Genomic DNA, 20,443 nt, shown 5'->3' with positions numbered 1-20,443 from the left:
TTTGAATATATTAATATTTAACCAGGCTGTCTACATTTACGCCCAAGTCTTTGATTTTTTGCACTCCGTCTAGAAACGTAAGCTCGATAATAAATGCGGCAGCTTCAATACGCCCTCCGACTTTTTCGATAAGTTTGACGGCTGCTTCGGCTGTCCCTCCCGTTGCAATCAAATCGTCTATTAACAAAATTTTTGGATTTTTGATGTTTCTAAAAGCGTCAATATGTATTTCTATTTCGTCGAATCCGTATTCCAAAGCATATTTTTCAGCCACAGTAGTATACGGGAGTTTCCCTTTTTTTCTGAGAGGAACGAAACCTTTTTTTATTTTAGCTGCAACTGCAGCGCCGAAAATAAATCCTCTGCTTTCTATTCCACACACAAAATCTACATTTTTATACTTTTCACTAAAGTAATCTATTACTTCACTAAAAAGCATTCCGTCATTGAGAAGAGTGGTTATGTCTTTAAATAAAATACCTTTTTGTGGATAATCAGGTATGTCTCTTATAGCTTTTTGAACTTTTTCAGCCAGATTCATTAATTCTCCTTGTTTTAAACGTTAAAAAATCAAAAAAGATTTTTTAACGGATTACTTAACTTTTTCTAAATAATCGCCTGTTCTTGTGTCTACTTTAATTTTATCGCCTTCTAATATATGACAAGGGACAGTCACTACCGCACCAGTTTCTACAGTTGCAGGTTTTCTGCAAGCGCCGCTTCTGTCTCTGTTGCTGACCGGCTGTGTTTCAACCACTTCAAGCTCAACAGTCTGAGGAAGCTCTACTCCGATAACTTTACCGTTATGGAACAGTACGTCAACATTCATACCTTCAAGTAAGAAACCTTTGCTTTCTTCAAAGACTTTTACGTCAATAGGAATCATTTCAAACGTTTCATTGTCCATAAAGTAATAAATTTCACCTTCATTGTAAGAGTATTGATATTTTCTTCTTTCCAGATTAGGCTCGTCGGCTTTGTCTCCTGCGTGGAAAGTTTTTTCTATAACTCTTCCGTCTATAAGGTTTTTAAGCTTTGTTCTTACAAACGCGGCACCTTTTCCCGGTTTCACGTGATGATAATCAACGATTTTATAAGGAATGCCGTCTAATTCGATATTTAGATATTTTTTAAGATCGCTCATGCTGTATGCCATTGTTTCTCCTTAACATAATAATTTTACTTTCACCAACTTAATTGCTTATCTGCTTCACAACTTTATTATATTTCTGCGTAACCGACGCTAAGCGCTGCTTTTAAGTTTCCGAGTTCTTCTAAAACCTCGTCGTTAACGTCATTGTCTACAATAATTACAGCCATAGCCTGACCTTCTTTGTTTCTTCCGAGTCTGAAGTCCGCTATGTTTATGTTGTATTTAGCCAGAGTCATTCCCACTTCTCCGATAACACCAGGCACGTCTGTGTTTTTGAAGAAGATCATTTTACCTTTAGGCTCAAATTCAAGATCGAAATCTTTAAATTCTACGATTCTAGGATGATCTTCCAGCATTGTACCGCTGATTGAATATTCTCCGTCGTCAGTAATAACTTTTATGTTTACAAAATTTTTGTAAGTGTCGTTTTTAATTTCTTTTGTTTCGCTTACAATGCCTTTTTCGGTTGCAATAAATTCGGCATTAACGTAGTTAACATTTTCTGTTATGTTTTGTAAAAGACCTACTAATGCAAACGTAAGCACGGATTTGTTTTCTTTAGATATGTCTCCGCTTAGATTTATTTTAACTTTTTTGATTGATTTGTTAATAACCTGAGACAGGATATATCCCATTTTTTGTGATAATTCCAAATATTTAATAACCCACTCAGGAGTATTTGCGGTATTGATAGGAAGGTTGAGTGCATTTGGATAACTGCTGCCTCTTAATGCTTCAATAATTCCCTGAGCCGCCTGCACTGCAATTCTTTCCTGTGATTCTTTTGTGTTGGCTCCGATATGAGGGGTTACCGATGTGTTTTCAAGTTCGAAAAACGGATGTTCGGTTAGAGGCTCTTTATTAAACACGTCGATTCCAAGCCATGCGATTTTACCTGATTTAAGAGCTTCCGCAACGTCTTCTTCGTTATAAAGCCCTCCTCTTGCACAGTTGATAAGCACAACGCCGTCTTTCATTTTTTCAATTTCTTTTTTAGTGATCATATTGATCGTTTCTTTTGTTTTAGGTGTATGTACAGTAATAAAATCACATTTAAGAATTTCGTCGAAATCAGTCGTATATTTGCAGCCGAGATCCGTCGCTTTGCTAGGGTCGATATACGGGTCGTAAGCAATTACGTCCATTTCAAGGGCCTTGGCTCTGATACCTACCCTGCTTCCGATATTACCGAATCCGATGATTCCAAGTTTTTTACCGGCAAGTTCGATTCCCAGCCATTTTTCTCTGTTCCATTCTCTTTCTTTTTTCAAATTCCAAACGGCATTTGTAAAACTTCTTGCAGCAGTCAGAAGGTGCGCCATTGTAAGTTCCACAGCAGCTAAAGTGTTTGCGGTAGGAACGTTCATAATAATTACGCCTCTTTTGCTTGCCGCTTCCATATCTACATTGTCAACACCTACACCGGCTCTTACAACCGCTTTTAGTTTTTTAGCGTGGGATAGGAATTTTTCGTCAACAGGAGTCGGGCTTCTTGTAATAACGCCGTCAGCGTCTTCGATTACTTTAAGAAGTTCGTCTTTTGGAGTTTTGCTTGCATCTACAAGTTCAATATCTTTGGCTTTTTTAAGTATTTCAAATCCCGCAGGATGAATCGGGTCACATACTACTACTTTCATTTAGATCCTTTTTATTATTTTTTCTACTTTTATTTTAAAATTGTAACTTTTAAACAGTTTGATTATTCTTTCCGCCTGTGACAGCGATTTGAATAAAATAAAAATTTCGGTTTTTTTCTTTTCCAGCATTGAGTATACAATGCTTTCGTTTTCCAATATAGCTTTTATGTTAAATACGGCATATTCATCGTTTGTGTTAATAACGACTTTATAGAGTACAATATTTTTATACTCTTTAAAATCGATTTTCATGAATAATTCTCTTGCCGGAAACGAATAGCTTTTAAAAGAGAGATTTAAAACATCTCCCTGAGTTTTGATTTTTGTAATATTCTGTTCGGTTGGTTGAATTCTTTTAATCTCCGGCTGTGAAATTTTATCATAAGTAACAAATAAAATTATCGATATTATTGCCGTTAAAATAAAAATTACTATTTTCATTCAGCAAGCTTAACTCTTTCTCCGTTTATTTCAATGATTTTGCCTTTAAAATCATCTCCAATGCTGTATTCGTTATTGTAGTCTTCTTTTCTGACTAAAGCTTCAATATCGCCTAAATCAATAAACATTCCAAAATCGGTGATATATTTTACTTTTCCTTCGACTTCGTCCCCGACTTGATGATTTTCGGCAAACGTATCGTAAGGATTCGGCATAGCGTCTTTTCTTGAAATGATAACTTTGTTTTCTTCAGGAGCTATTGTAATGATTTTGAACTCCATAGTATCGCCGATATTAAAAATCTCGCTTGCTTTTTCGCCTTTTTTGAATGATGCGAATTTATTCGGAAGAAGCGTGCTGATTCCGTCTATTTCAACAAAAGCGCCTACATTGATGAATTTTGTGATAATTCCTTCAACCACATCTCCTACGTTATATTTTTCTGAAAAAATTTCGGCAGGTTTAGTTAAAAGATTTTTTCTTGAAACTCTTAATTTTTCTTCTTCAGGATTGATTTCCACTATTTCAACTTCTATTTCGTCGCCTAGCGTCAGATCGTTTATACCGTCCCAGTTTATTTCGCTGATATGTAAAAATCCTTCAACTCCGTTGCCTAAATCAACAAACGCACCGTAATCGGTAATATGAGAAACGCTTACTTTTACAACATCGCCGATATTAAGTTCTTTTACTTCTTCCCAAGGGTTCGGAAGCGTTCTTTTTATAGAAAAAATTCTTCTTACCGGATCGATAAGTTTAACTTGTACCTCGTCCCCTTCGCTGATATACTGGCGATGGTCGATTTTTTTATAAAAAATTTCTTCTTTAGGAACAAAACCGCTTATTCCGTCAACATCGATTACGATGCCTTTAGGTTTTACTTTTGTAACTACTGCGTTGATGATTTCATCGCCTTTGCTCTCAAGTTTTGCCTTAATATCGTTTAAATACGCTTTTCTGTCCACCACAACCGAGTTTTGTTTGAATTCTTTTACATATGCTTTTACCGTTTTTCCGATTACGCTTTCGTCTTCTTTCAGTCCGCTTAAACTTTTAGGAAGAAAAATTTCCTGTCCGTCAACGTATCCGACAAATCCGCCTTTGATTAATTTTTCAATTTTAAACTCTACCACATCACCGATTTTTAATTCACTCATGCTAATTCCTTTATCTTTGAGATTATTTTTTCAACCAACCATTCAGGTGTAGAAGCACCTGCGCTGATGCCGCAGTGCTTTTTACCTTTAAACCACTCTTTATTTAACTCTTCTTCACTTTCAACCAAGTAGGCTTCGCAAAACTCTTTGGCAATATTATATAACTGTTTTGTGTTTGACGAGTTTTTTCCGCCGATTATTATCATTATATCCGCTTTTTTAGCCAGTTCTTTTACTGCATCCTGGTTTTCAAAAGTCGCATTGCATATTGTATTATAAACTCTCACTTCTTTATAGTTTTGTATTAAGTATTCAGTTATTTTTAAATAATCGTTTATTTTTCTTGTAGTCTGCGCTACGGTAGCTATATGTTCTTTTAATTTTATGTTTTTAAGCTCTTCGGGAGAGAGCACCACAAAAACCCTGTCATGTGTACAATAACTTACGACACCTTTGATTTCGGGATGGTTTTTGTCTCCGAAAACAACAATATCATATCCCTGTTTACTCATTTCCTCTACGATTTCCTGAGGTTTTTTAACAAAAGGACAGGTTGCATCTATTATTTCAACATCTTTTTCTTTGAGTTTCTGGAGATTCTGTTTAGGTATTCCGTGTGTTCTGACAATGACTCTTTTAATATTTTCGTCGATATCTTCAAGACTTTCTATATATTTGACGTTGTAATTTTTAGCAAGTCTGTTTATTTCAAGAGGATTGTGGATAAGATGTCCTAAAGTTACGGCGTTTTTTGATTCTTCTGCGATTTCGACGGCTCTTTTTACCCCGAAACAAAATCCGTAGCTTTTGGCTTTTTCAATTATCATCATCAACCTTATAATCAGCTATTTTGGCAAAAAGTTTGAAAAAATTCGGAAAGGATGTGTTTATACTTTCGGCTTTATCTATTTTCATACCGCAAAGCAGTCCTAATACGGCAAAACTCATTGCTATTCTATGGTCCCCGTGAGAGTCTATTTGTGCTTTTTTCGGAATCCCTCCGGTGATTTTATAACCGTCTTCAAACTCTTCAGCTTCGATTTCGCAAGCTTTAAGCCCGTTTATAACTGTTGAAATTCTGTCTGATTCTTTTACTCTAAGCTCTTTTGCATTTTTTACCGTGCTTGTTCCTTCGGCAACGGCCATCGCCATAGCAAGAGCCGGAAGCTCGTCTATGAGCCATGGAATGTTTTCACTGATTTCTATAGCTTTGAGTTTAGCGCCTTTTACGATTATATCGCCGATAGGCTCGTATTTGTCTTCTTTTAAAACATACTCGATATCTGCGCCCATTTTTTCCAGAGCTTTATAGCTTTCTATTCTTGTAGGATTTAGTGTTACGTTTTTAATGACAGCCGTTGAATCGGTAATAGCGGCAGCAACTGCGAAGAAAAACGCACTGCTCGGATCGTTTGGGACAGTAATGGTTAAAGGGTTTAATTTTTTTTGTAAAGGATTTATTATAATTTTACATTTTCCGTTTTCAATTGTAGAGTTTAATTCAGCACCCATGCCTTTGAGCATTCTTTCCGTATGATCGCGGCTAAGTATAGGCTCTTCGTAATATGACGGCTTATCTGCGTTAAGAGCGGCTAAAATCATTGCGGATTTAACCTGTGCTGAAGCTATTTTGCTTTTATAGTTAAATGATTTAAGCTTGCCGCCTCTGACGGCTAACGGAGCCAGGTCCCCGTTTTTTCTTCCGTCTATTTTTGCTCCTATGCTTCTTAAAGGTTCGGCAACCCTTTTCATAGGGCGTTTTCTTAAATACTGATCCCCCGTAAGAACAAAAAACCCGTCTATTCCGGCTAAAAGCCCCATATATATTCTGATTGTGGTGCCTGAATTTCCGCAGTATAATACATCTTCGGCTTCTTGGAGTCTCTCAGGAGCTTTAATAGTTATAACATCTCCGTTATCAGTAACTTCGGCTCCCAATGATTTGGCTATTTCTAAAGAATTTAGGGTGTCTTCAGCCCTTAGATAGTTTTGAATAACATTTTCTTTTTCAGTTAAAAGAGAGAAAATCGCACATCTGTGCGAAATAGATTTGTCAGCGTCAACCGTAAACTCTTCTTCAAACTTTCTTCCACCAACTACTTCTAATATCATCTAAGCTTAATTCCTTTATTTTCCAGTGCTGTTAAGATTTTTTCAATTATAGCATTAATTTCATCATCTGTTAATGTTTTTTCACCCTGAATAATAAATCTGATGGTAAGTGAGTTGTTTTCACCCAGATCGTAAATATCTATAGGATAAAATTCTTTCAGTTCTTTAATGTTTAAAGCATCTATTATTTTATACACTTCTTTATATGTAAGGTTTTTATCTACAACAAGACTTAAATCCCTCGTAACTTTAGGAAATTTATTGATGTCTTTTGCCAGTTTCATTTCGCTGCTGAGTTTCATAAGATCTATTTCGGCAAAATAAGTATCTTCAATATCAAAATCTTTTGCAACTTTCGGATGAAGTTTTGCAACAGTTCCTATTGATATACCGTTTTGAATGATTTTTGCGTTTTGGTACGGATGAGCAACAGGGTGCGGATCGTTTTCTACAAGTTCGAATTCTCCGATAACCTGCGCAAGTTTGTCTACCATCGTTTTAAAATCTACGTTTTTAGGCTTACCGTGGTTTAGCGGATTTTCGTAATCTTCTTGACCGCTTATTACAAAAGCGATTTTCTGTTTTTCTTCTCTTTTTTTATTGTATACGCTTCCGGCAGTAAACAGATATATTCTTTTATATCCGTTTGATCTGTTTCTTGATATGTCTTCAAACAGCTGCAGTAAAAGCGTACTTCTAAGCGTATCAAGCTCTTTAACTATCGGATTTATTAAATCTAAATGCTCGTCAACAACGTTAAAGCCGTATTTTTGCAGTCTTTCTTTATCGTCAAATACAAAATGCAGTGTTTCGTAAAAGCCTTGAGAGACGGCTTTTTGTTTAATATTGTTTAGAAAATCATGAAATTCGATAATTTCGTTTATTCTGTTAGTTTCCTCAAATTTAAGAGGTTTGGATTTTATTTCGTCAATACCGTATATTCTTAATATTTCTTCAGCAACATCCTGAATGTTTTTAATATCGCTTCTGAAAACAGGAACTTTTATTTTCATATTTTCTTCGTTTAAGACTTCCACGTCAAATTTAAGTTTTTTAAGAATTTCCACAACGGCCTTTTCATCTATATCGGCACCGATAATACTTCTTATTTCCTCTATGTTAAGATTGATGTATTTAGGCTGAATTTCGTTGATTAAATCGATATTTCCTGAATAAACCGGCAGATTTGTTTCTTTTATGAAATAATTTAGCCCGAATTCCAAATCAGGCTCGCTTCCGCGGCTTGCTCTAAAGAAATATTCGTCCGTTTTAAGACCGTTTAAAAACACTATTTCGCTTACATAATCAGGATCGATATAATTTGCGTTTATTACATAATCGTTATTTTCATCAAGTTCTATTTCGTTTTTTACGCCTACAATGTATTTTCCGTTTTTAGTATTGAATATGTCTATGCCTTTTTCGCTTTCAAAAGAGACTTCTCCTGTGTTGCTTAGTACAAGCAGCACTCCCGTGGCGTGCATTGCGTATTTTACAAGTTTGTCACTGTGGTTTTTGGCTTCCACTTCGCAAAGAGCAAGTCTTAAATCGATTTTAAGATTAGATTTAAGCTGTCCGTTTATCGCTTTTAAAAGATGGGATGAGTGTTTGACTTCACTCTTAGTTACGTTGACTAATCTGCCTATACCTTCTTGAAGCTCTTCAAATTTATACTCCTGCTGAAGCAGGTCTATATTCAGTCCAGCACTCAGCTCCCTCGCAATACCGTAAATACTGAAGCTGTCTCCTCTGTTGGCAGTAACGCCTAGCTCGATTACTTCGTCATTTAAATATTTGCCGGCGTATTCTCCGATCTTTAGCTCTCCTAAAGAGTCGTCCATGATTATAATGCCTTCATGAAAATCAGGAAGCCCTATTTCCCTTGCTGCGCAGATCATACCGTTGCTTTCTACGCCTCTTAATTTTGCTTTTTTAATTTTAAAATTACCCGGAAGCACTGCTCCGACTTTTGAAACAACAACATATTCAGCATTTACAACATTACTCGCACCGCAGACTATTTGAAGGACTTCATCGCCTACGTCAACTTTACAAACATTCAGTTTGTCTGCATTCGGGTGTTTTTCACACTCAATTACCTTGCCTATAACCACGTTTTGAGGAACTTCATATTTCGTATAACCCTCTACTTCCTGACCTATTCTGTTAAGTGTGTCGATTATTTCCTGTGTAGAAATATTTTCTAAATTGATAAATTCCTCTAACCATCTTCTTGTTACTATCATTTAAACTGCTCCATTAATCTAATATCTCCTTCATACATGCTTCTAAGATCGTTAATTCTGTGTAAAAGCATTGCAAATCTTTCGACTCCAAGGCCGAAAGCGTAACCGCTTACATTTTCATATCCCACGGCTTTAAATACGTTAGGGTCTACAACACCGCAGCCGAGAACTTCAAGCCATCCGGTATGTGAACACACTCTGCATCCTTTTCCTTCGCAGAATATACAGCTGATATCAACTTCTGCGCTTGGCTCCGTAAACGGGAAAAAGCTCGGTCTGAATCTAACCTTAACATCCCCGAACATATGTATAAGAAAACTTTCCAGTATAAATTTCAGATTAGCAAAGCTGACTTTCCCGGCTTCATCGACTACAAGCCCTTCCACCTGATGAAACATAGGAGTATGAGTTAAGTCATAATCTCTTCTGAATACAGCTCCGGGACTTATCATACGGATAGGAGGTTTTTGTTTAAGCATTGTTCTTATCTGAACAGGCGAAGTATGTGTTCTTAAAAGACTTCCGTCTTTAAAATAAAACGTATCCTGCATATCTCTTGCCGGATGATATTTAGGAAGGTTTAACGCTTCGAAGTTATGAAAATCGTCTTCAACCAAAGGACCTGTTTCGACGCTGAAATTAAGTTTTGTAAAAAAGTCTATAATTTTATTCATTGTTTCAGTAATAGGATGAACCGCTCCCGTTGTTTTAGGCACGAAGCTCGTAACATCAATTTTTTCTTTTTTAAGTTTTTCTTCAAGCAGTTTTTCTTCAAGCTCTTTTTTCTTTTCGGCAATCATATTCAGAGCTTTTTCTTTTAATTCGTTAAGCTCTTTTGCCACTTCTTTTTTCTTCTCAGGCGCAACATTTTTAAGTTCTTTGAACTTTTGTGTAATAACACCGTTTTTACCAAGAAGTTTTATTCTTATTTTTTCAAGTTCTTCAAGGTTTAAAACTTTGCTAATTTCTGATAAATCCACCAAAATCGTCCTTTTATTTTTTAGGTATAATACTACCAAAAAAACAGGAGGCTTTCAATGGATTGTATATTTTGTAAGATTGTAAACGGAGAAATACCTGCAAATAAAGTTTTAGAAAACAACAAATTTATCGCTTTTCATGATATTAACCCTATCGCACCGGTGCATGTGCTGATTATTCCGAAAGAACATTTTGCCAAATTTGATGAAACACCTGCGGAACTGATGCCTGAACTTGCAGGATTTATAAAAGACGTTGCGAAAGAGCTTAACATTACTGATTACAGACTGATTACCAACAACGGTAAAAACGCCGGACAGGAAGTATTTCATCTTCATATTCATATGGTTGCCAATCCAAACGGAAAACTGCTTTGGCCTAAATTAGCCTAGCTTTTTTCTTTTTATTTGATAAAATTCCGATAAAAAGGGTCTGAATGAAATATGTTGGAGCACATGTAAGTGCAGGCGGCGGAGTTGAAAATGCCGTAAAAAACGCCGTGGAAATCGGAGCTGACGGATTTGCTTTATTTACAAAAAACCAGAGACAGTGGGTTGCCAAACCTTTAAGCGAAAAATCTATAAACAAATTCAAAGAATTGATTGACGAACACGGTTTCAGCGCCGAGGGAATACTGCCTCACGACAGTTATCTAATAAATCTCGGTCATCCGGAAGAGGAAAAAAGAGAAAAATCATACAATGCGTTTGTAGATGAAATAAGAAGAGTTGAACAGTTAGGTTTAAAATATTTAAACTTTCATCCCGGAAGCCATCTTAAAAAAATAACCGAAGAAGAATGCCTGGATTTAATAAGCGAAAATATCAACAGAGCCATTAAAGATACAGAATATGCCGTGCTTGTATTGGAAACGACTGCGGGTCAGGGAAGCAATCTGGGATATAAATTTGAACATCTTGCTTACATAATAGACAAAGTCGAAGATAAAAGCAGAATCGGCGTATGTATTGATACGGCTCATATTTTTGCAGCAGGGTATGACATAAGAACAAAAGAGGCATATGATAAAACAATGAAAGAATTTGATGAAATTATAGGGTTTAAATATCTTAAAGGTATGCATATTAACGATTCAAAAGCCAAATTCGCAAGCCGCGTGGACAGACATCATTCACTCGGCAAAGGCGAAATCGGAATAGACGCGTTTAAATTTATAATGCAGGATGAGAGAATTGACAATATTCCACTGGTTCTTGAAACGATTGAACCTGAAATCTGGGCTGAAGAGATAAAACTGCTCAAAAGTTTTGCCGATGTATAAGTATCTGAATATTAAACAGACACCGAAACTAAGCGGTTCCATCGAAATAAGCGGTGCCAAAAACGCCGCCCTTCCTATTATCGCTTCAACCATACTTGCCAAAAACGACGTATTTTTAACGAATGTGCCTGAAGTTGCGGACGTTAAAACGCTGCTTAAACTTTTTAATCTTTTAGGCGCAGAATATGAATTTGAAAACAACAGTTTAAAAATCAATACCGACGGTATAAACAACACAACCGCCGTATATGAGATCGTAAAAACGATGAGGGCTTCAATTCTTGTACTCGGGCCCCTTCTTTCAAGATTCGGAGAGTGTAAAGTTTCGCTTCCGGGAGGATGCGCAATAGGTGCGAGACCTGTTGATCTGCATTTAAAAGCGCTTGAAGCCATGGGTGCGGAAATAAAAATAGAAGGCGGATACATCCATGCGACAGGAAAATTAAAAGGCGCCGACATTATATTCGACAAAATAACCGTAACAGGTACGGAAAACATCGTAATGGCGGCAGCGCTTGCAAAAGGCAAAACAAGGGTTATAAACGCTGCAAAAGAGCCTGAAGTTATACAGCTTTGCGAAATACTTCAAAACGCCGGAGTAGAAATCGAAGGAATCGGAACAAACGAAATAATCGTACACGGAACCGAGGGAGAACTTTTAAACTTTAAAGAAGAAAGAATCATTCCTGACAGAATCGAAGCCGGGACATACCTTGCCGCAGGTGCTATAACAAACTCTCAAATCACCCTTAAAAACGTCATTCCTTCTCATTTAGAAAGCGTCCTGGTAAAATTTTCTCAAATGGGATTTAAACTTGAAGCAACCGAAAATGAAATTACTATTTTTCCAGCACGAAAAATTCTGCCGACAAACATTTCGACAACGGAATTCCCGGGATTTCCAACCGATATGCAGGCTCAGTTTATGGCCATTGCGACACAGGCTGAGGGAGTCAGCATTATAGAAGAGAGACTGTTTGAAAACAGGTTTATGCATGTTCCTGAACTTAACAGATTGGGAGCAAATATAAAAATTCAAAGTAAAACGGCTACTATTCAGGGTCCTACCCCTTTAGTCGGTGCGGATGTTATGGCTACGGATTTAAGAGCATCTTCGGCTCTCGTACTTGCCGGTCTTATTGCAAAAGGCGAAACAAACGTTCACAGAATTTATCATCTTTTCAGAGGATATGAAAAACTGACTGAAAAATTCAAAGCGTTAGGAGCGCAGGTAGAACTAAAAGACGAGCCTTTACCTTAATATTTCAAAATATATCCCGGCCGCTTCTTTTTTATCAAGTTCTTTTTCCAAGAACAGCTCCATTGCCAAAACTCCCTGATATACAAGCATATCAAGCCCTGTTTTGGTTTTAAGATTATATTTTTTTGCAAGTTTTAAAAAAGGTGTTTCTTTCCCGTATATTACATCTACCGCATATTTGGCGTTTAAAAAAAGATTTTCAAGAATTTCTGCAGGAGCCGGGTAATTTTCATCACTGAGCCCGGCGCTGGTAGTGTTAATTATAAGATCATATTCAAAATTTCTAATATTTTTCCATGTATAGCATGTTTTATTTTTTTCTTTAAAATAAACAAGTCTGCTTTCGCTTCTGTTTAAAATGTCGGCATGAGGCAATACAAGACTGAGAGCCTTTGCCGTTCCTCCTGCTCCTATTAACAAAACTTTTTTATAATCGAATTCTTTAATTGCTTCCAAAAAACCGGGTGCGTCTGTGTTATATCCGATAATTTTTCCATTTTCTTCTACAAGAGTATTTACGGCTCCTATCTCTTTTGCGATGCCTCTTGTTTCGTCACAAAGTTTAAATGCCCATTCTTTATGAGGAACCGTTACGTTTGCGCCTTTTATCTTAAGCTCTTTAAATTTTTTTATAATTTCTTCACCGTTTTCAAGTTTGTATCTGCCGTAACACTCATTGATTCCTGACTTTTTGAAAAAATAATTATGCATTAAAGGAGATTTGGAGTGAGATACGGGATTTCCGAAAATTAAAAACATCTGAAACCTTTATCTTGTAAGATAGAAATAAAACTCTTCATTGTCAAAATAAAATTTAACCTCAATGGCTTTTTTATCTGCCACAAGAGATTTCAGACCTTCAAGATCGTCAAACACTTTCGGGAGAGTCATATTTATTTCAACATCATGTTTTGCAAATTCCGTTTTTGTATTACCCACTATTATATTTGCAAATTCAGCCACTATATCATGCAGTTCTTCTTTTGTTTTTGCTTCTTCGCCTAATAGTATCTGTGAAATTCTTTTGGTTAGTTTTTCACTGAAAATAAGTACAACCATTCCGTCAATATCACCGTAAAAACCTAAACTGCTGGCTACATAGCTGCTGCTGGAAAGATCAAGTTCCATTTTTGTAAGTTCAGGTTTTTCTTTTTTTGCCTCTATTCCGGTCATAAGTTCTACGGTATCAATGGTTGAATTTACAAAGTAAGGCAGCAGATTTACAAGCTCTTTAGTTATTTTTTTCTGTTTTTTATAAATAACGTCCATATTTTTCTTTGCTTCTTCCAAAGCTTCGGATTTCATAAGTTCTTCTTCATCGGCAAAAAACAAAAAGCCGACAACTTCCAGATCAGTGAGCATTTTAGGCTGCACGTTTTTCGCATTTAAACCCACAATAGCCATCAACGCACCGTATTCCGCACTTTCTACACCTAGTTTGGACAAGAAACTCACCGCATGAATATTAAGCCCCTTGACATTATTCATATTAAACACAAAAACCCTGAAACCTATACTCAGACTTCTTCTGAAATAATCTATATCAAACTTTTGGGCGATTGAAGTGTCCAAAAAACCGTCAAAATAAAAATACACAATATTGTTTTTTACTATTGCGCTGACTCTGTTTGAAAATTTTGAAATAATACTGTCTTTTATAACGATAGCATCGTCTTTGTTTTTAATGTCTTCTTCGCTGTTGACAGAAATCGGCATATATCCTTTTTTAACCAGATGATAAATTATCAGATTTTTATTTTCATCGTTGTTTATGCAGCACAGGTATATGTCTTTATCAATAATATCATCACTGGTAAACAGTTTTTCAACTTCTTCCGATTCGTAAATATTAAAAAATCTGTTTTCTATTTTTAAAGCCAGATTGTAAACACTTTTATTCGCGTTAAAAAAACAGCACTCTATGTCTTTTTTATACAGTGTTTCAAATATATCGTTTAAAAATCTTATTGCGTTTATATTGGCGCTTACCACTTTTTCAAAATCGATACTGACATATTTTATCTTTCTGCTTTCAAAGCTTTTTATATCGTTTGGTGTGATAATAAGCGAAGCATTGTTGGCATCCAAAAATCCCTGAGGCCTGTAATAGACCTTTGAACCCAAATAACTTTTAACAACCCCCATTTTTCATCCCTTTGTTATAACTCTTTTAATGTAGCGACAAGAGCACCGAGTTTATTATTTACTTCTTTATATTCAAGTTCCGGTTTGCTGTCGGCTACAACACCTGCACCTGCCTGGAATATAACTTCATCGTCTTTAACAAGCGCCGTTCTTATGGTAATAGCCGTATCCATATTCCCGTCAAATCCGAAATACCCGATACTGCCGGCATAATATCCTCTTTTTAAACCCTCATATTTTGCAATTAATTCCATTGCTTTAATTTTAGGAGCTCCCGTCATGGTTCCGGCTGTAAATGTGGCTTTAAACAGATCAAACATGTCATATTGTTTATCCAGTTCGGCGACAACGTCACTGACAAGATGCATTACGTGAGAATATCTTTCGACTCTCATCAGCTCTTCCACTTCAACGCTTCCGGCTTTGGCTACACGCCCCACATCGTTTCTTCCTAGATCCACAAGCATAATATGTTCAGCAACTTCTTTTGGATCGTTTATCATATCCTGTTCCATTTCCAGGTCTTCTTTTAAAGTGTTGCCTCTTTTCCTTGTTCCGGCAATAGGTCTTAAAAGAATCATGTCTTCATTAAGTCTGACCATTACTTCTGGCGAGCTTCCGACAATTGCAAAATCGTCAATATCAAGATAATACAGATAAGGTGAAGGGTTTTTGCTTCTCAGTTTTCTGTAAAAAGAAAGTCTGTCTATTTTCGCTTTAACTTTTAATCTGTTCGAAAGCACGATTTGGAAAATATCACCTGCTTTTATATGCTCTTTTGCCGTTTCGACCATTTTATAAAACTGATCTTTTGAAAATACGAATTTAGGCTCCTCTATTATTTCCGCTTTTTTAAGAGGTATATGTTTGTATGTGGAATTAATAACATCTTTTATAATATAAAGATAGTTTTCATATTTTTCTTCATTGATTACAATAGTCATTTCTGAAGATTTATGGGAAAAACCGATAATGATTTTAGGTCTTATCATATAAAAATCAGGAATATTTGTTTCATCTTTCAGGTTTTCCATTGATTTTTTAAGCACAGGCTCGAAAACTTTTACCATATCGTAACCGATATAGCCGACAAATCCGTCTACGAAACCTATTTGAAGTTTACGGGAAAGGTTTTTATAGTATTCAAAGTCAATTTTTTTGTAATAGTCTTTCATAAAAGAAAAAGGGTCGGTGTTAAACTCTTTTTCATCTTTTCCGTCATAATAATAAGTTGTTTCGTTTTTATATTTGATTCTTTCTTTTTCTCCGATAAACAGAAAAGTATAATTTCCGTCCGTATTGTTTATAACGCTTTCTAAAAGGAACATTCTTTCATTAGGAAAGAGCTGCTTTGCCTGGTTATATATGGCTATAGGCGAAAACTCATCAACTAAAAACTTGTCATAAACCATTATCTGACCTTATAAATAAACGCGTTTTGTGTAATAGTGTTTTTAATTTTGCTAAGCTCTTTTTTTGCTGTATTTTTATCAAACGGCCCTATTAAAATTTTAGTAACTTCTATTTTTTTGCCGTTTTTGATGTAATAAGTTCTATACAGTCTGTAACTGTATCCTTCTCTTTTAATAATTTCCAAAAACTTTTTATTAGGTTTTTTATATTTCATTAAAGCAGCCACCTGAACATAATATTTTTTGTCTGCAACAGTTCTTTTTACGTGTTTTACAGGTTTTTCAGCTTTAACGGGAGTTTTTGCTTTTTCTGTAACAGGCTGTTCCTGCATATTTTTATTTGTCTGTACGGACTTTGCAGGTTTTTGAGTTTCCTGTGCAGGAGCCGCTTTGTTAGCTTCTTCGCTTTGTTTTTCATTTTTAATTAGTTTATCGGCAAGATTGCCTTCATTGTTGTTTTGCGCTGTATTGTTTTCTTCTTCTATAGGAACTTCTTTAAACATGGTGTCCTGCTGTTTTTCCTGCTTAATCTGAGGAGGAAGCACTACATTATCCTGTTTTGAAGTCGTATTATTATAAATAGCAAACCCGAGTATCGCAATTATAAATACAAGAAATGCGATAGCACCGTAAATTAAAGGTTTCTTAATATTTTTTTTATTGTCGTTCAAATTTAGTAAATCGTCTTTGTTAGCCATATTGTCTCCTTTTTGCTACATGTGTCTAGCCCACGCAGCTCCTCTTTCTTTTTTATACAGTTCATAAGGCAAATTTAAAATATTAAATTCGCTAGGCAGCTCGTCAGTCGGAAACACCCTCCACTGTTTAGGAAGTTTTGTAGCCAGTTTCATCGATAATGACTTAGCAATTTGTATTCCTTCGTTTAATGTCGTGTGTCCTTTATGAATATAAAGGTGCAAATGTCCCGGTGTTTTTGAATGATAAGCAGTAAAATTCAAAAAGCCCTCTTCTCTCAGCAACAGACTTGCCCTGTTCCAAAATCTTTCAGGATCTCTCCCGTTATAATCAAACACTATGTTTTCAACAATATTTCTCTGTCTGTTTATTAAATCATGTGCGACTATAATTTTTCTTTCAGCATGCTCATTCATTATCTGAAATGTTAAAGGTCTGTCGATTTTTTCATATTTGTCAAAATATGTTCTGCCTTTATAAACTATTTTATTTACAATTGTACCTTTATATTCATAATAATAGGATTTATTCATTTTAATTAATGAGATATCAACAGTATAAGCCAATTTCTCTCCTTTTATTATAGGGGAAGAACCCCCGAAAATTAATAAGTAGGTCTGTCGTAAATAACAAATTTACTTGCAAGTTCTTTAAGTTCAGCCGCTACTTTTTCCTGAAGTTCAAGATTGTAAATATCATCAAGAACATCTGCAATTCTTGTAGCTATAAGTCTGAACTCATCTTCTTTCATGCCTCTTGCAGTAAGTGCCGGGCTTCCGATTCTGATACCTGAAGTTACGAAAGGGCTTCTTTTTTCACCTGGAACTGTATTTTTGTTTACTGTAATTCCGGCTCTTCCAAGTGCCTCTTCGGCTTCTTTACCGCTGAATTCTTTATTTAGGAAGCTCACAAGTACCAAGTGGTTGTCAGTTCCGCCGCTTACAATATCGTATCCTCTTTCAAGCAGTACTTCGGCAAGTACTTTTGCGTTAGCTTTTACCTGTTTCGCATAATCTTTCCAGCTAGAATCAAGGTTCATTTTAAATCCGACAGCTTTAGCAGCAATTACATGTACAAGCGGTCCGCCTTGGATTCCAGGGAAAATTGCGCTGTTGATTTTTTTAGCGTATTCTTCATTGTTTGTAAGAATAAGCCCTCCTCTTGGTCCCCTTAATGTTTTATGTGTAGTAGTTGTTACAACATCACAGTGCGGGAACGGATGAGGATGCTCACCTGCAACAACAAGACCGGCGATATGTGCTACGTCAGCCATTAAAATAGCACCAACTTCATCAGCGATTTCTCTGAATTTTGCAAAATCAATTTCTCTCGGGTATGCGCTTGCACCGCAAACTATCATTTTAGGTTTAGTGATTTTTGCAATATCTCTTACTCTGTCGTAATCGATTCTTCCGGTTTTTTCGTCAATTCCGTAAGAGAAACTGTGATAATGTTTTCCTGAGAAGTTAACTTTTGCACCGTGAGTTAAATGCCCTCCGTTGCTTAAGTCCATTCCAAGAAGTTTATCAAGAGGTTTTAGAAGTGCAACATATACTGCACCGTTCGCCTGGCTTCCTGAATGCGGCTGAACGTTTGCAAAATCACATCCGAAAAGTTCTTTTGCCCTGTCAATTGCCAACTGCTCAACTAAATCCGCGTATTCGCATCCTCCGTAATATCTTTTATACGGATATCCTTCTGCGTATTTATTCGTAAATACGCTTCCCATAGCTTCCATAACTTCAGGAAGTGTGAAGTTTTCACTTGCGATCATTTCTAAGTGGTTTGTCTGTCTCTCAAGCTCTTTTTCAATTATTGAATAAACGTCAATATCGTAATCTCTTAAACTCATTTATATCTCCTTTTTTATTTTACGTCGTCTTCGTTTTGAATTTCTTTTTTAGGTTTCATAGTCGGGAACAATATCACATCTTTAATAGAGTGTGAATTTGTTAAAAGCATCACAAGTCTGTCTATACCTATACCTTCACCTGCGGTAGGAGGCATGCCGTATTGAAGCGCTCTAATGTAGTCTTCATCCATTTCCATACCTTCTTCATCACCTTTAGCCTTAGCTTCAAGCTGAGCTTTGAATCTTTCATACTGATCAAGAGGATCGTTAAGCTCGTTAAATCCATTAGCTATTTCGCGTCCTGCAATGAACAGCTCAAATCTTTCGGCTATTTCAGGATTTTCGTCGCTTCTTCTTGCAAGTGGAGAAATTTCAATAGGAAAATCAGTTACAAAAGTCGGATCTATAAGTTTGCTTTCTACAAACTCGTCAAAAAGTTCCGCCCATAGTTTTCCCTTAGAATCAATATGTTCTTCAAGCTCTACCCCGGCTTCTTTTAAATATTTTTTCATTGCATCCACATCTTCAAGTATCTCTTCTGGAACATTTCCGATTTTTACCAGTGCGTCTTTATATGTAATAGTTGTCCAGTTGTCGAAATTAATAGTTATATCACCGTACTGAAGCTGTTTAGGAAGATTTAATTTTTCAAATAAAAAGTCAAACAGTTCTTTAGTCAATTTCATTAAATCTTCTTTTGTGTGATAAGCCCAGTAAAATTCTATCATTGTAAATTCCGGGTTGTGAGTCTGGTCGATACCTTCGTTTCTGAAGTTTCTGTTTAATTCAAAGACAGCTTCAAATCCGCCTACAATCAGTCTTTTAAGAAACAGTTCCGGTGCAATTCTAAGATTCATGTCGATATCTAAAGCGTTATGGTGTGTCATAAACGGTCTTGCGTTAGCACCGCCCACAACAGTGTGAAGCATTGGTGTTTCAACTTCCAAAAATCCGTGTTTTAAGAAGAATTCCCTAACCAATGAAACAATTTTGCTTCTTAATAAAAATGTATCTCTTACCTCTTTATTCATTATCATATCAAGATATCTCTGTCTGTATCTTGTTTCAACATCTGTAAGCCCGTGGAATTTTTCAGGAAGCGGATGTATTGCTTTTGTCAGGATTTTTACATCGTCAGCATGAATACTGAGCTCTCCCGTTTTTGTTACAAACGGATACCCTGTAACTTCAACGATATCCCCTACTTCCAGATTTTTCTTTAAAAGATTGAATTTATCTCCAAGTTCGTTTTTTGACATATATACCTGTAATATACCGCTCATATCTTCAATTTTAAAAAATGCGGCTTTACCCATAAGTCTTAAAAATTTAACTCTTCCGGCAACAGTAAATTTTCTGTTTTCGTCGCGTCTGTTTTCTAAATTTTCAACATCTTTGTTTTTTTCTAAAAATTCTGCGATTTTTGTATCTCTTACGGCATTGTGTCCGTAAGGATTAATACCGGCTTCTTTTAACTTATCAGCTTTTTGCATTCTGAGTTTTACATATTCGTTACTAAACATTCAGTGTATCCTTTGTATGTTTTAGGTATGAAATTTTAACATTTTTCCCCAGTTTTTCTAAATCCTGAGGTGTAATATTTATGATTTTTTTGCCAATTTTAACTAAAACAGGAAATAAAAAACTGTTTTTAGTCACATTCTTCATTTTTTCCCTGATAAATGCAACCTGCCAGAGCATTGCAATTATAATACTTACAAGCAAAAAGAATTTTGCTCCCGAAAAAATAAAACCCAAAATTCTGTCCAGCACTCCAAGAGCGCTTAACTTGAGTATTTTTCCAAGTAAAAATCCTACAAAAACGGCCAACACCCAAAAACCTACAAAAACAACAATAAATCCGACAAGATCAACAGCCGATTTGTTAGGTATGTTGAAAAGATGGTCATTTATATAAATTCCCGTCTGATGAAAAAATTTAGAAGCTAAAAACAGACCTCCGATAATACCTATAAGGCCGGCGACTTCTTTTATAATACCGTTAAAATAGCCCTTTATCGCCAGTATAAGCGTTATAGCTATAATAATTCCGTCAAATATACTCATA

19 protein-coding genes and 1 pseudogene are annotated in these 20,443 nt (G+C 35.9%); 3 read left to right on the top strand and 17 right to left on the bottom strand.

Annotation, left to right across the window (positions count from 1 at the left end; genetic code table 11):
• Positions 1-10: 10 nt before the first annotated feature.
• From C3L23_RS04705 to pheS, 9 genes are all read right to left on the bottom strand, one after another.
• Positions 11-541, bottom strand: coding sequence for an adenine phosphoribosyltransferase (locus tag C3L23_RS04705; RefSeq protein ID WP_127680350.1), 531 nt, complete (start codon positions 539-541; stop codon positions 11-13).
• 51 nt (positions 542-592) lie between these two features.
• Positions 593-1,156, bottom strand: coding sequence for an elongation factor P (gene efp / locus C3L23_RS04700; RefSeq protein ID WP_127680348.1), 564 nt, complete (start codon positions 1,154-1,156; stop codon positions 593-595).
• Positions 1,157-1,221: 65 nt separating this feature from the next.
• Positions 1,222-2,790, bottom strand: a complete 1,569-nt coding sequence (gene serA / locus C3L23_RS04695) for a phosphoglycerate dehydrogenase (protein WP_127680346.1) — start codon at positions 2,788-2,790, stop codon at positions 1,222-1,224.
• Positions 2,791-3,231 (bottom strand): hypothetical protein, encoded by a 441-nt coding sequence (locus tag C3L23_RS04690; RefSeq protein WP_127680344.1) that lies wholly within the window; start codon positions 3,229-3,231, stop codon positions 2,791-2,793.
• A complete protein-coding gene (locus C3L23_RS04685) occupies positions 3,228-4,388 on the bottom strand; it encodes a S1 RNA-binding domain-containing protein (RefSeq protein ID WP_127680342.1) in 1,161 nt (386 codons plus the stop codon). The genes C3L23_RS04690 and C3L23_RS04685 overlap by 4 nt, the downstream gene beginning before the upstream one ends.
• Positions 4,385-5,215, bottom strand: coding sequence for a 4-hydroxy-3-methylbut-2-enyl diphosphate reductase (locus C3L23_RS04680; protein ID WP_127680340.1), 831 nt, complete (start codon positions 5,213-5,215; stop codon positions 4,385-4,387). The genes C3L23_RS04685 and C3L23_RS04680 overlap by 4 nt, the downstream gene beginning before the upstream one ends.
• Positions 5,205-6,500 carry a 3-phosphoshikimate 1-carboxyvinyltransferase gene (aroA, locus tag C3L23_RS04675; RefSeq protein ID WP_127680338.1) on the bottom strand — a complete coding sequence of 432 codons (1,296 nt, stop codon included), beginning with the start codon at positions 6,498-6,500 and terminating at the stop codon, positions 5,205-5,207. The genes C3L23_RS04680 and aroA overlap by 11 nt, the downstream gene beginning before the upstream one ends.
• Entirely contained in the window at positions 6,497-8,746 is a 2,250-nt protein-coding gene (pheT, locus tag C3L23_RS04670; protein WP_127680336.1) for a phenylalanine--tRNA ligase subunit beta, read from the bottom strand. Before pheT ends, aroA begins: the two co-directional genes overlap by 4 nt.
• Positions 8,743-9,729, bottom strand: coding sequence for a phenylalanine--tRNA ligase subunit alpha (gene pheS, locus C3L23_RS04665; RefSeq protein ID WP_127680334.1), 987 nt, complete (start codon positions 9,727-9,729; stop codon positions 8,743-8,745). The genes pheT and pheS overlap by 4 nt, the downstream gene beginning before the upstream one ends.
• A 48-nt stretch (positions 9,730-9,777) precedes the next feature.
• On the opposite strand from pheS, the pseudogene C3L23_RS04660 reads away from it, so the two are divergent.
• From C3L23_RS04660 to murA, 3 genes and pseudogenes are all read left to right on the top strand, one after another.
• Positions 9,778-10,119, top strand: a pseudogene (locus C3L23_RS04660) (histidine triad nucleotide-binding protein); the annotation flags it as partial.
• A 44-nt stretch (positions 10,120-10,163) separates the two neighbouring features.
• Positions 10,164-11,009, top strand: coding sequence for a deoxyribonuclease IV (gene nfo, locus C3L23_RS04655; RefSeq protein ID WP_127680330.1), 846 nt, complete (start codon positions 10,164-10,166; stop codon positions 11,007-11,009).
• Positions 11,002-12,270 carry a UDP-N-acetylglucosamine 1-carboxyvinyltransferase gene (gene murA, locus C3L23_RS04650; RefSeq protein ID WP_127680328.1) on the top strand — a complete coding sequence of 423 codons (1,269 nt, stop codon included), beginning with the start codon at positions 11,002-11,004 and terminating at the stop codon, positions 12,268-12,270. Before nfo ends, murA begins: the two co-directional genes overlap by 8 nt.
• On the opposite strand, the gene C3L23_RS04645 is transcribed toward murA, so the two are convergent.
• The 8 genes from C3L23_RS04645 to C3L23_RS04610 are packed head-to-tail and all read right to left on the bottom strand — an operon-like array spanning position 12,262 to position 20,442.
• Positions 12,262-13,029, bottom strand: a complete 768-nt coding sequence (locus tag C3L23_RS04645) for a shikimate dehydrogenase (RefSeq protein WP_127680326.1) — start codon at positions 13,027-13,029, stop codon at positions 12,262-12,264. The genes murA and C3L23_RS04645 overlap by 9 nt on opposite strands.
• A 9-nt stretch (positions 13,030-13,038) precedes the next feature.
• On the bottom strand, positions 13,039-14,415 hold the full coding sequence (locus C3L23_RS04640) for a chemotaxis protein CheX (RefSeq protein WP_127680324.1): 1,377 nt from the start codon (positions 14,413-14,415) through the stop codon (positions 13,039-13,041).
• Between the two features lie 14 nt (positions 14,416-14,429).
• On the bottom strand, positions 14,430-15,827 hold the full coding sequence (locus C3L23_RS04635; RefSeq protein ID WP_127680322.1) for an anthranilate synthase component I family protein: 1,398 nt from the start codon (positions 15,825-15,827) through the stop codon (positions 14,430-14,432).
• Positions 15,827-16,525: an SPOR domain-containing protein gene (locus C3L23_RS04630; protein ID WP_127680320.1), complete on the bottom strand. Its 699-nt coding sequence runs from the start codon at positions 16,523-16,525 to the stop codon at positions 15,827-15,829. Before C3L23_RS04630 ends, C3L23_RS04635 begins: the two co-directional genes overlap by 1 nt.
• A gap of 15 nt (positions 16,526-16,540) precedes the next feature.
• Positions 16,541-17,089: a DUF1882 domain-containing protein gene (locus C3L23_RS04625; protein ID WP_127680318.1), complete on the bottom strand. Its 549-nt coding sequence runs from the start codon at positions 17,087-17,089 to the stop codon at positions 16,541-16,543.
• 38 nt (positions 17,090-17,127) lie between these two features.
• Positions 17,128-18,375: a serine hydroxymethyltransferase gene (locus C3L23_RS04620; protein WP_127680316.1), complete on the bottom strand. Its 1,248-nt coding sequence runs from the start codon at positions 18,373-18,375 to the stop codon at positions 17,128-17,130.
• 14 nt (positions 18,376-18,389) lie between these two features.
• The gene (gene lysS, locus C3L23_RS04615) at positions 18,390-19,898 is read right to left on the bottom strand and encodes a lysine--tRNA ligase (protein WP_127680314.1); all 1,509 of its coding nucleotides are present in this window, start codon (positions 19,896-19,898) and stop codon (positions 18,390-18,392) included.
• Positions 19,891-20,442, bottom strand: coding sequence for a CvpA family protein (locus tag C3L23_RS04610; protein ID WP_127680311.1), 552 nt, complete (start codon positions 20,440-20,442; stop codon positions 19,891-19,893). The genes lysS and C3L23_RS04610 overlap by 8 nt, the downstream gene beginning before the upstream one ends.
• Between the last annotated feature and the right edge of the window lies 1 nt (position 20,443).

The sequence above is a fragment of the Nautilia sp. PV-1 genome, assembly GCF_004006315.1.
Classification (GTDB): Bacteria; Campylobacterota; Campylobacteria; order Campylobacterales; family Nautiliaceae; genus Nautilia; species Nautilia profundicola_A.
The sequence above is the reverse complement of the archived record's forward strand: the minus strand, read 5'-3'. Positions and strand labels throughout refer to the sequence as shown.

Coding starts and splice junctions, on each gene's coding strand:
- C3L23_RS04705 (WP_127680350.1), bottom strand. CDS start 541: ATGAATCTGGCTGAAAAAGTTCAAAAAGCTATAAGAGACATACCTGAT.
- efp (WP_127680348.1), bottom strand. CDS start 1,156: ATGGCATACAGCATGAGCGATCTTAAAAAATATCTAAATATCGAATTA.
- serA (WP_127680346.1), bottom strand. CDS start 2,790: ATGAAAGTAGTAGTATGTGACCCGATTCATCCTGCGGGATTTGAAATA.
- C3L23_RS04690 (WP_127680344.1), bottom strand. CDS start 3,231: ATGAAAATAGTAATTTTTATTTTAACGGCAATAATATCGATAATTTTA.
- C3L23_RS04685 (WP_127680342.1), bottom strand. CDS start 4,388: ATGAGTGAATTAAAAATCGGTGATGTGGTAGAGTTTAAAATTGAAAAA.
- C3L23_RS04680 (WP_127680340.1), bottom strand. CDS start 5,215: ATGATAATTGAAAAAGCCAAAAGCTACGGATTTTGTTTCGGGGTAAAA.
- aroA (WP_127680338.1), bottom strand. CDS start 6,500: ATGATATTAGAAGTAGTTGGTGGAAGAAAGTTTGAAGAAGAGTTTACG.
- pheT (WP_127680336.1), bottom strand. CDS start 8,746: ATGATAGTAACAAGAAGATGGTTAGAGGAATTTATCAATTTAGAAAAT.
- nfo (WP_127680330.1), top strand. CDS start 10,164: ATGAAATATGTTGGAGCACATGTAAGTGCAGGCGGCGGAGTTGAAAAT.
- murA (WP_127680328.1), top strand. CDS start 11,002: ATGTATAAGTATCTGAATATTAAACAGACACCGAAACTAAGCGGTTCC.
- C3L23_RS04645 (WP_127680326.1), bottom strand. CDS start 13,029: ATGTTTTTAATTTTCGGAAATCCCGTATCTCACTCCAAATCTCCTTTA.
- C3L23_RS04640 (WP_127680324.1), bottom strand. CDS start 14,415: ATGGGGGTTGTTAAAAGTTATTTGGGTTCAAAGGTCTATTACAGGCCT.
- C3L23_RS04635 (WP_127680322.1), bottom strand. CDS start 15,827: ATGGTTTATGACAAGTTTTTAGTTGATGAGTTTTCGCCTATAGCCATA.
- C3L23_RS04630 (WP_127680320.1), bottom strand. CDS start 16,525: ATGGCTAACAAAGACGATTTACTAAATTTGAACGACAATAAAAAAAAT.
- C3L23_RS04620 (WP_127680316.1), bottom strand. CDS start 18,375: ATGAGTTTAAGAGATTACGATATTGACGTTTATTCAATAATTGAAAAA.
- lysS (WP_127680314.1), bottom strand. CDS start 19,898: ATGTTTAGTAACGAATATGTAAAACTCAGAATGCAAAAAGCTGATAAG.
- C3L23_RS04610 (WP_127680311.1), bottom strand. CDS start 20,442: ATGAGTATATTTGACGGAATTATTATAGCTATAACGCTTATACTGGCG.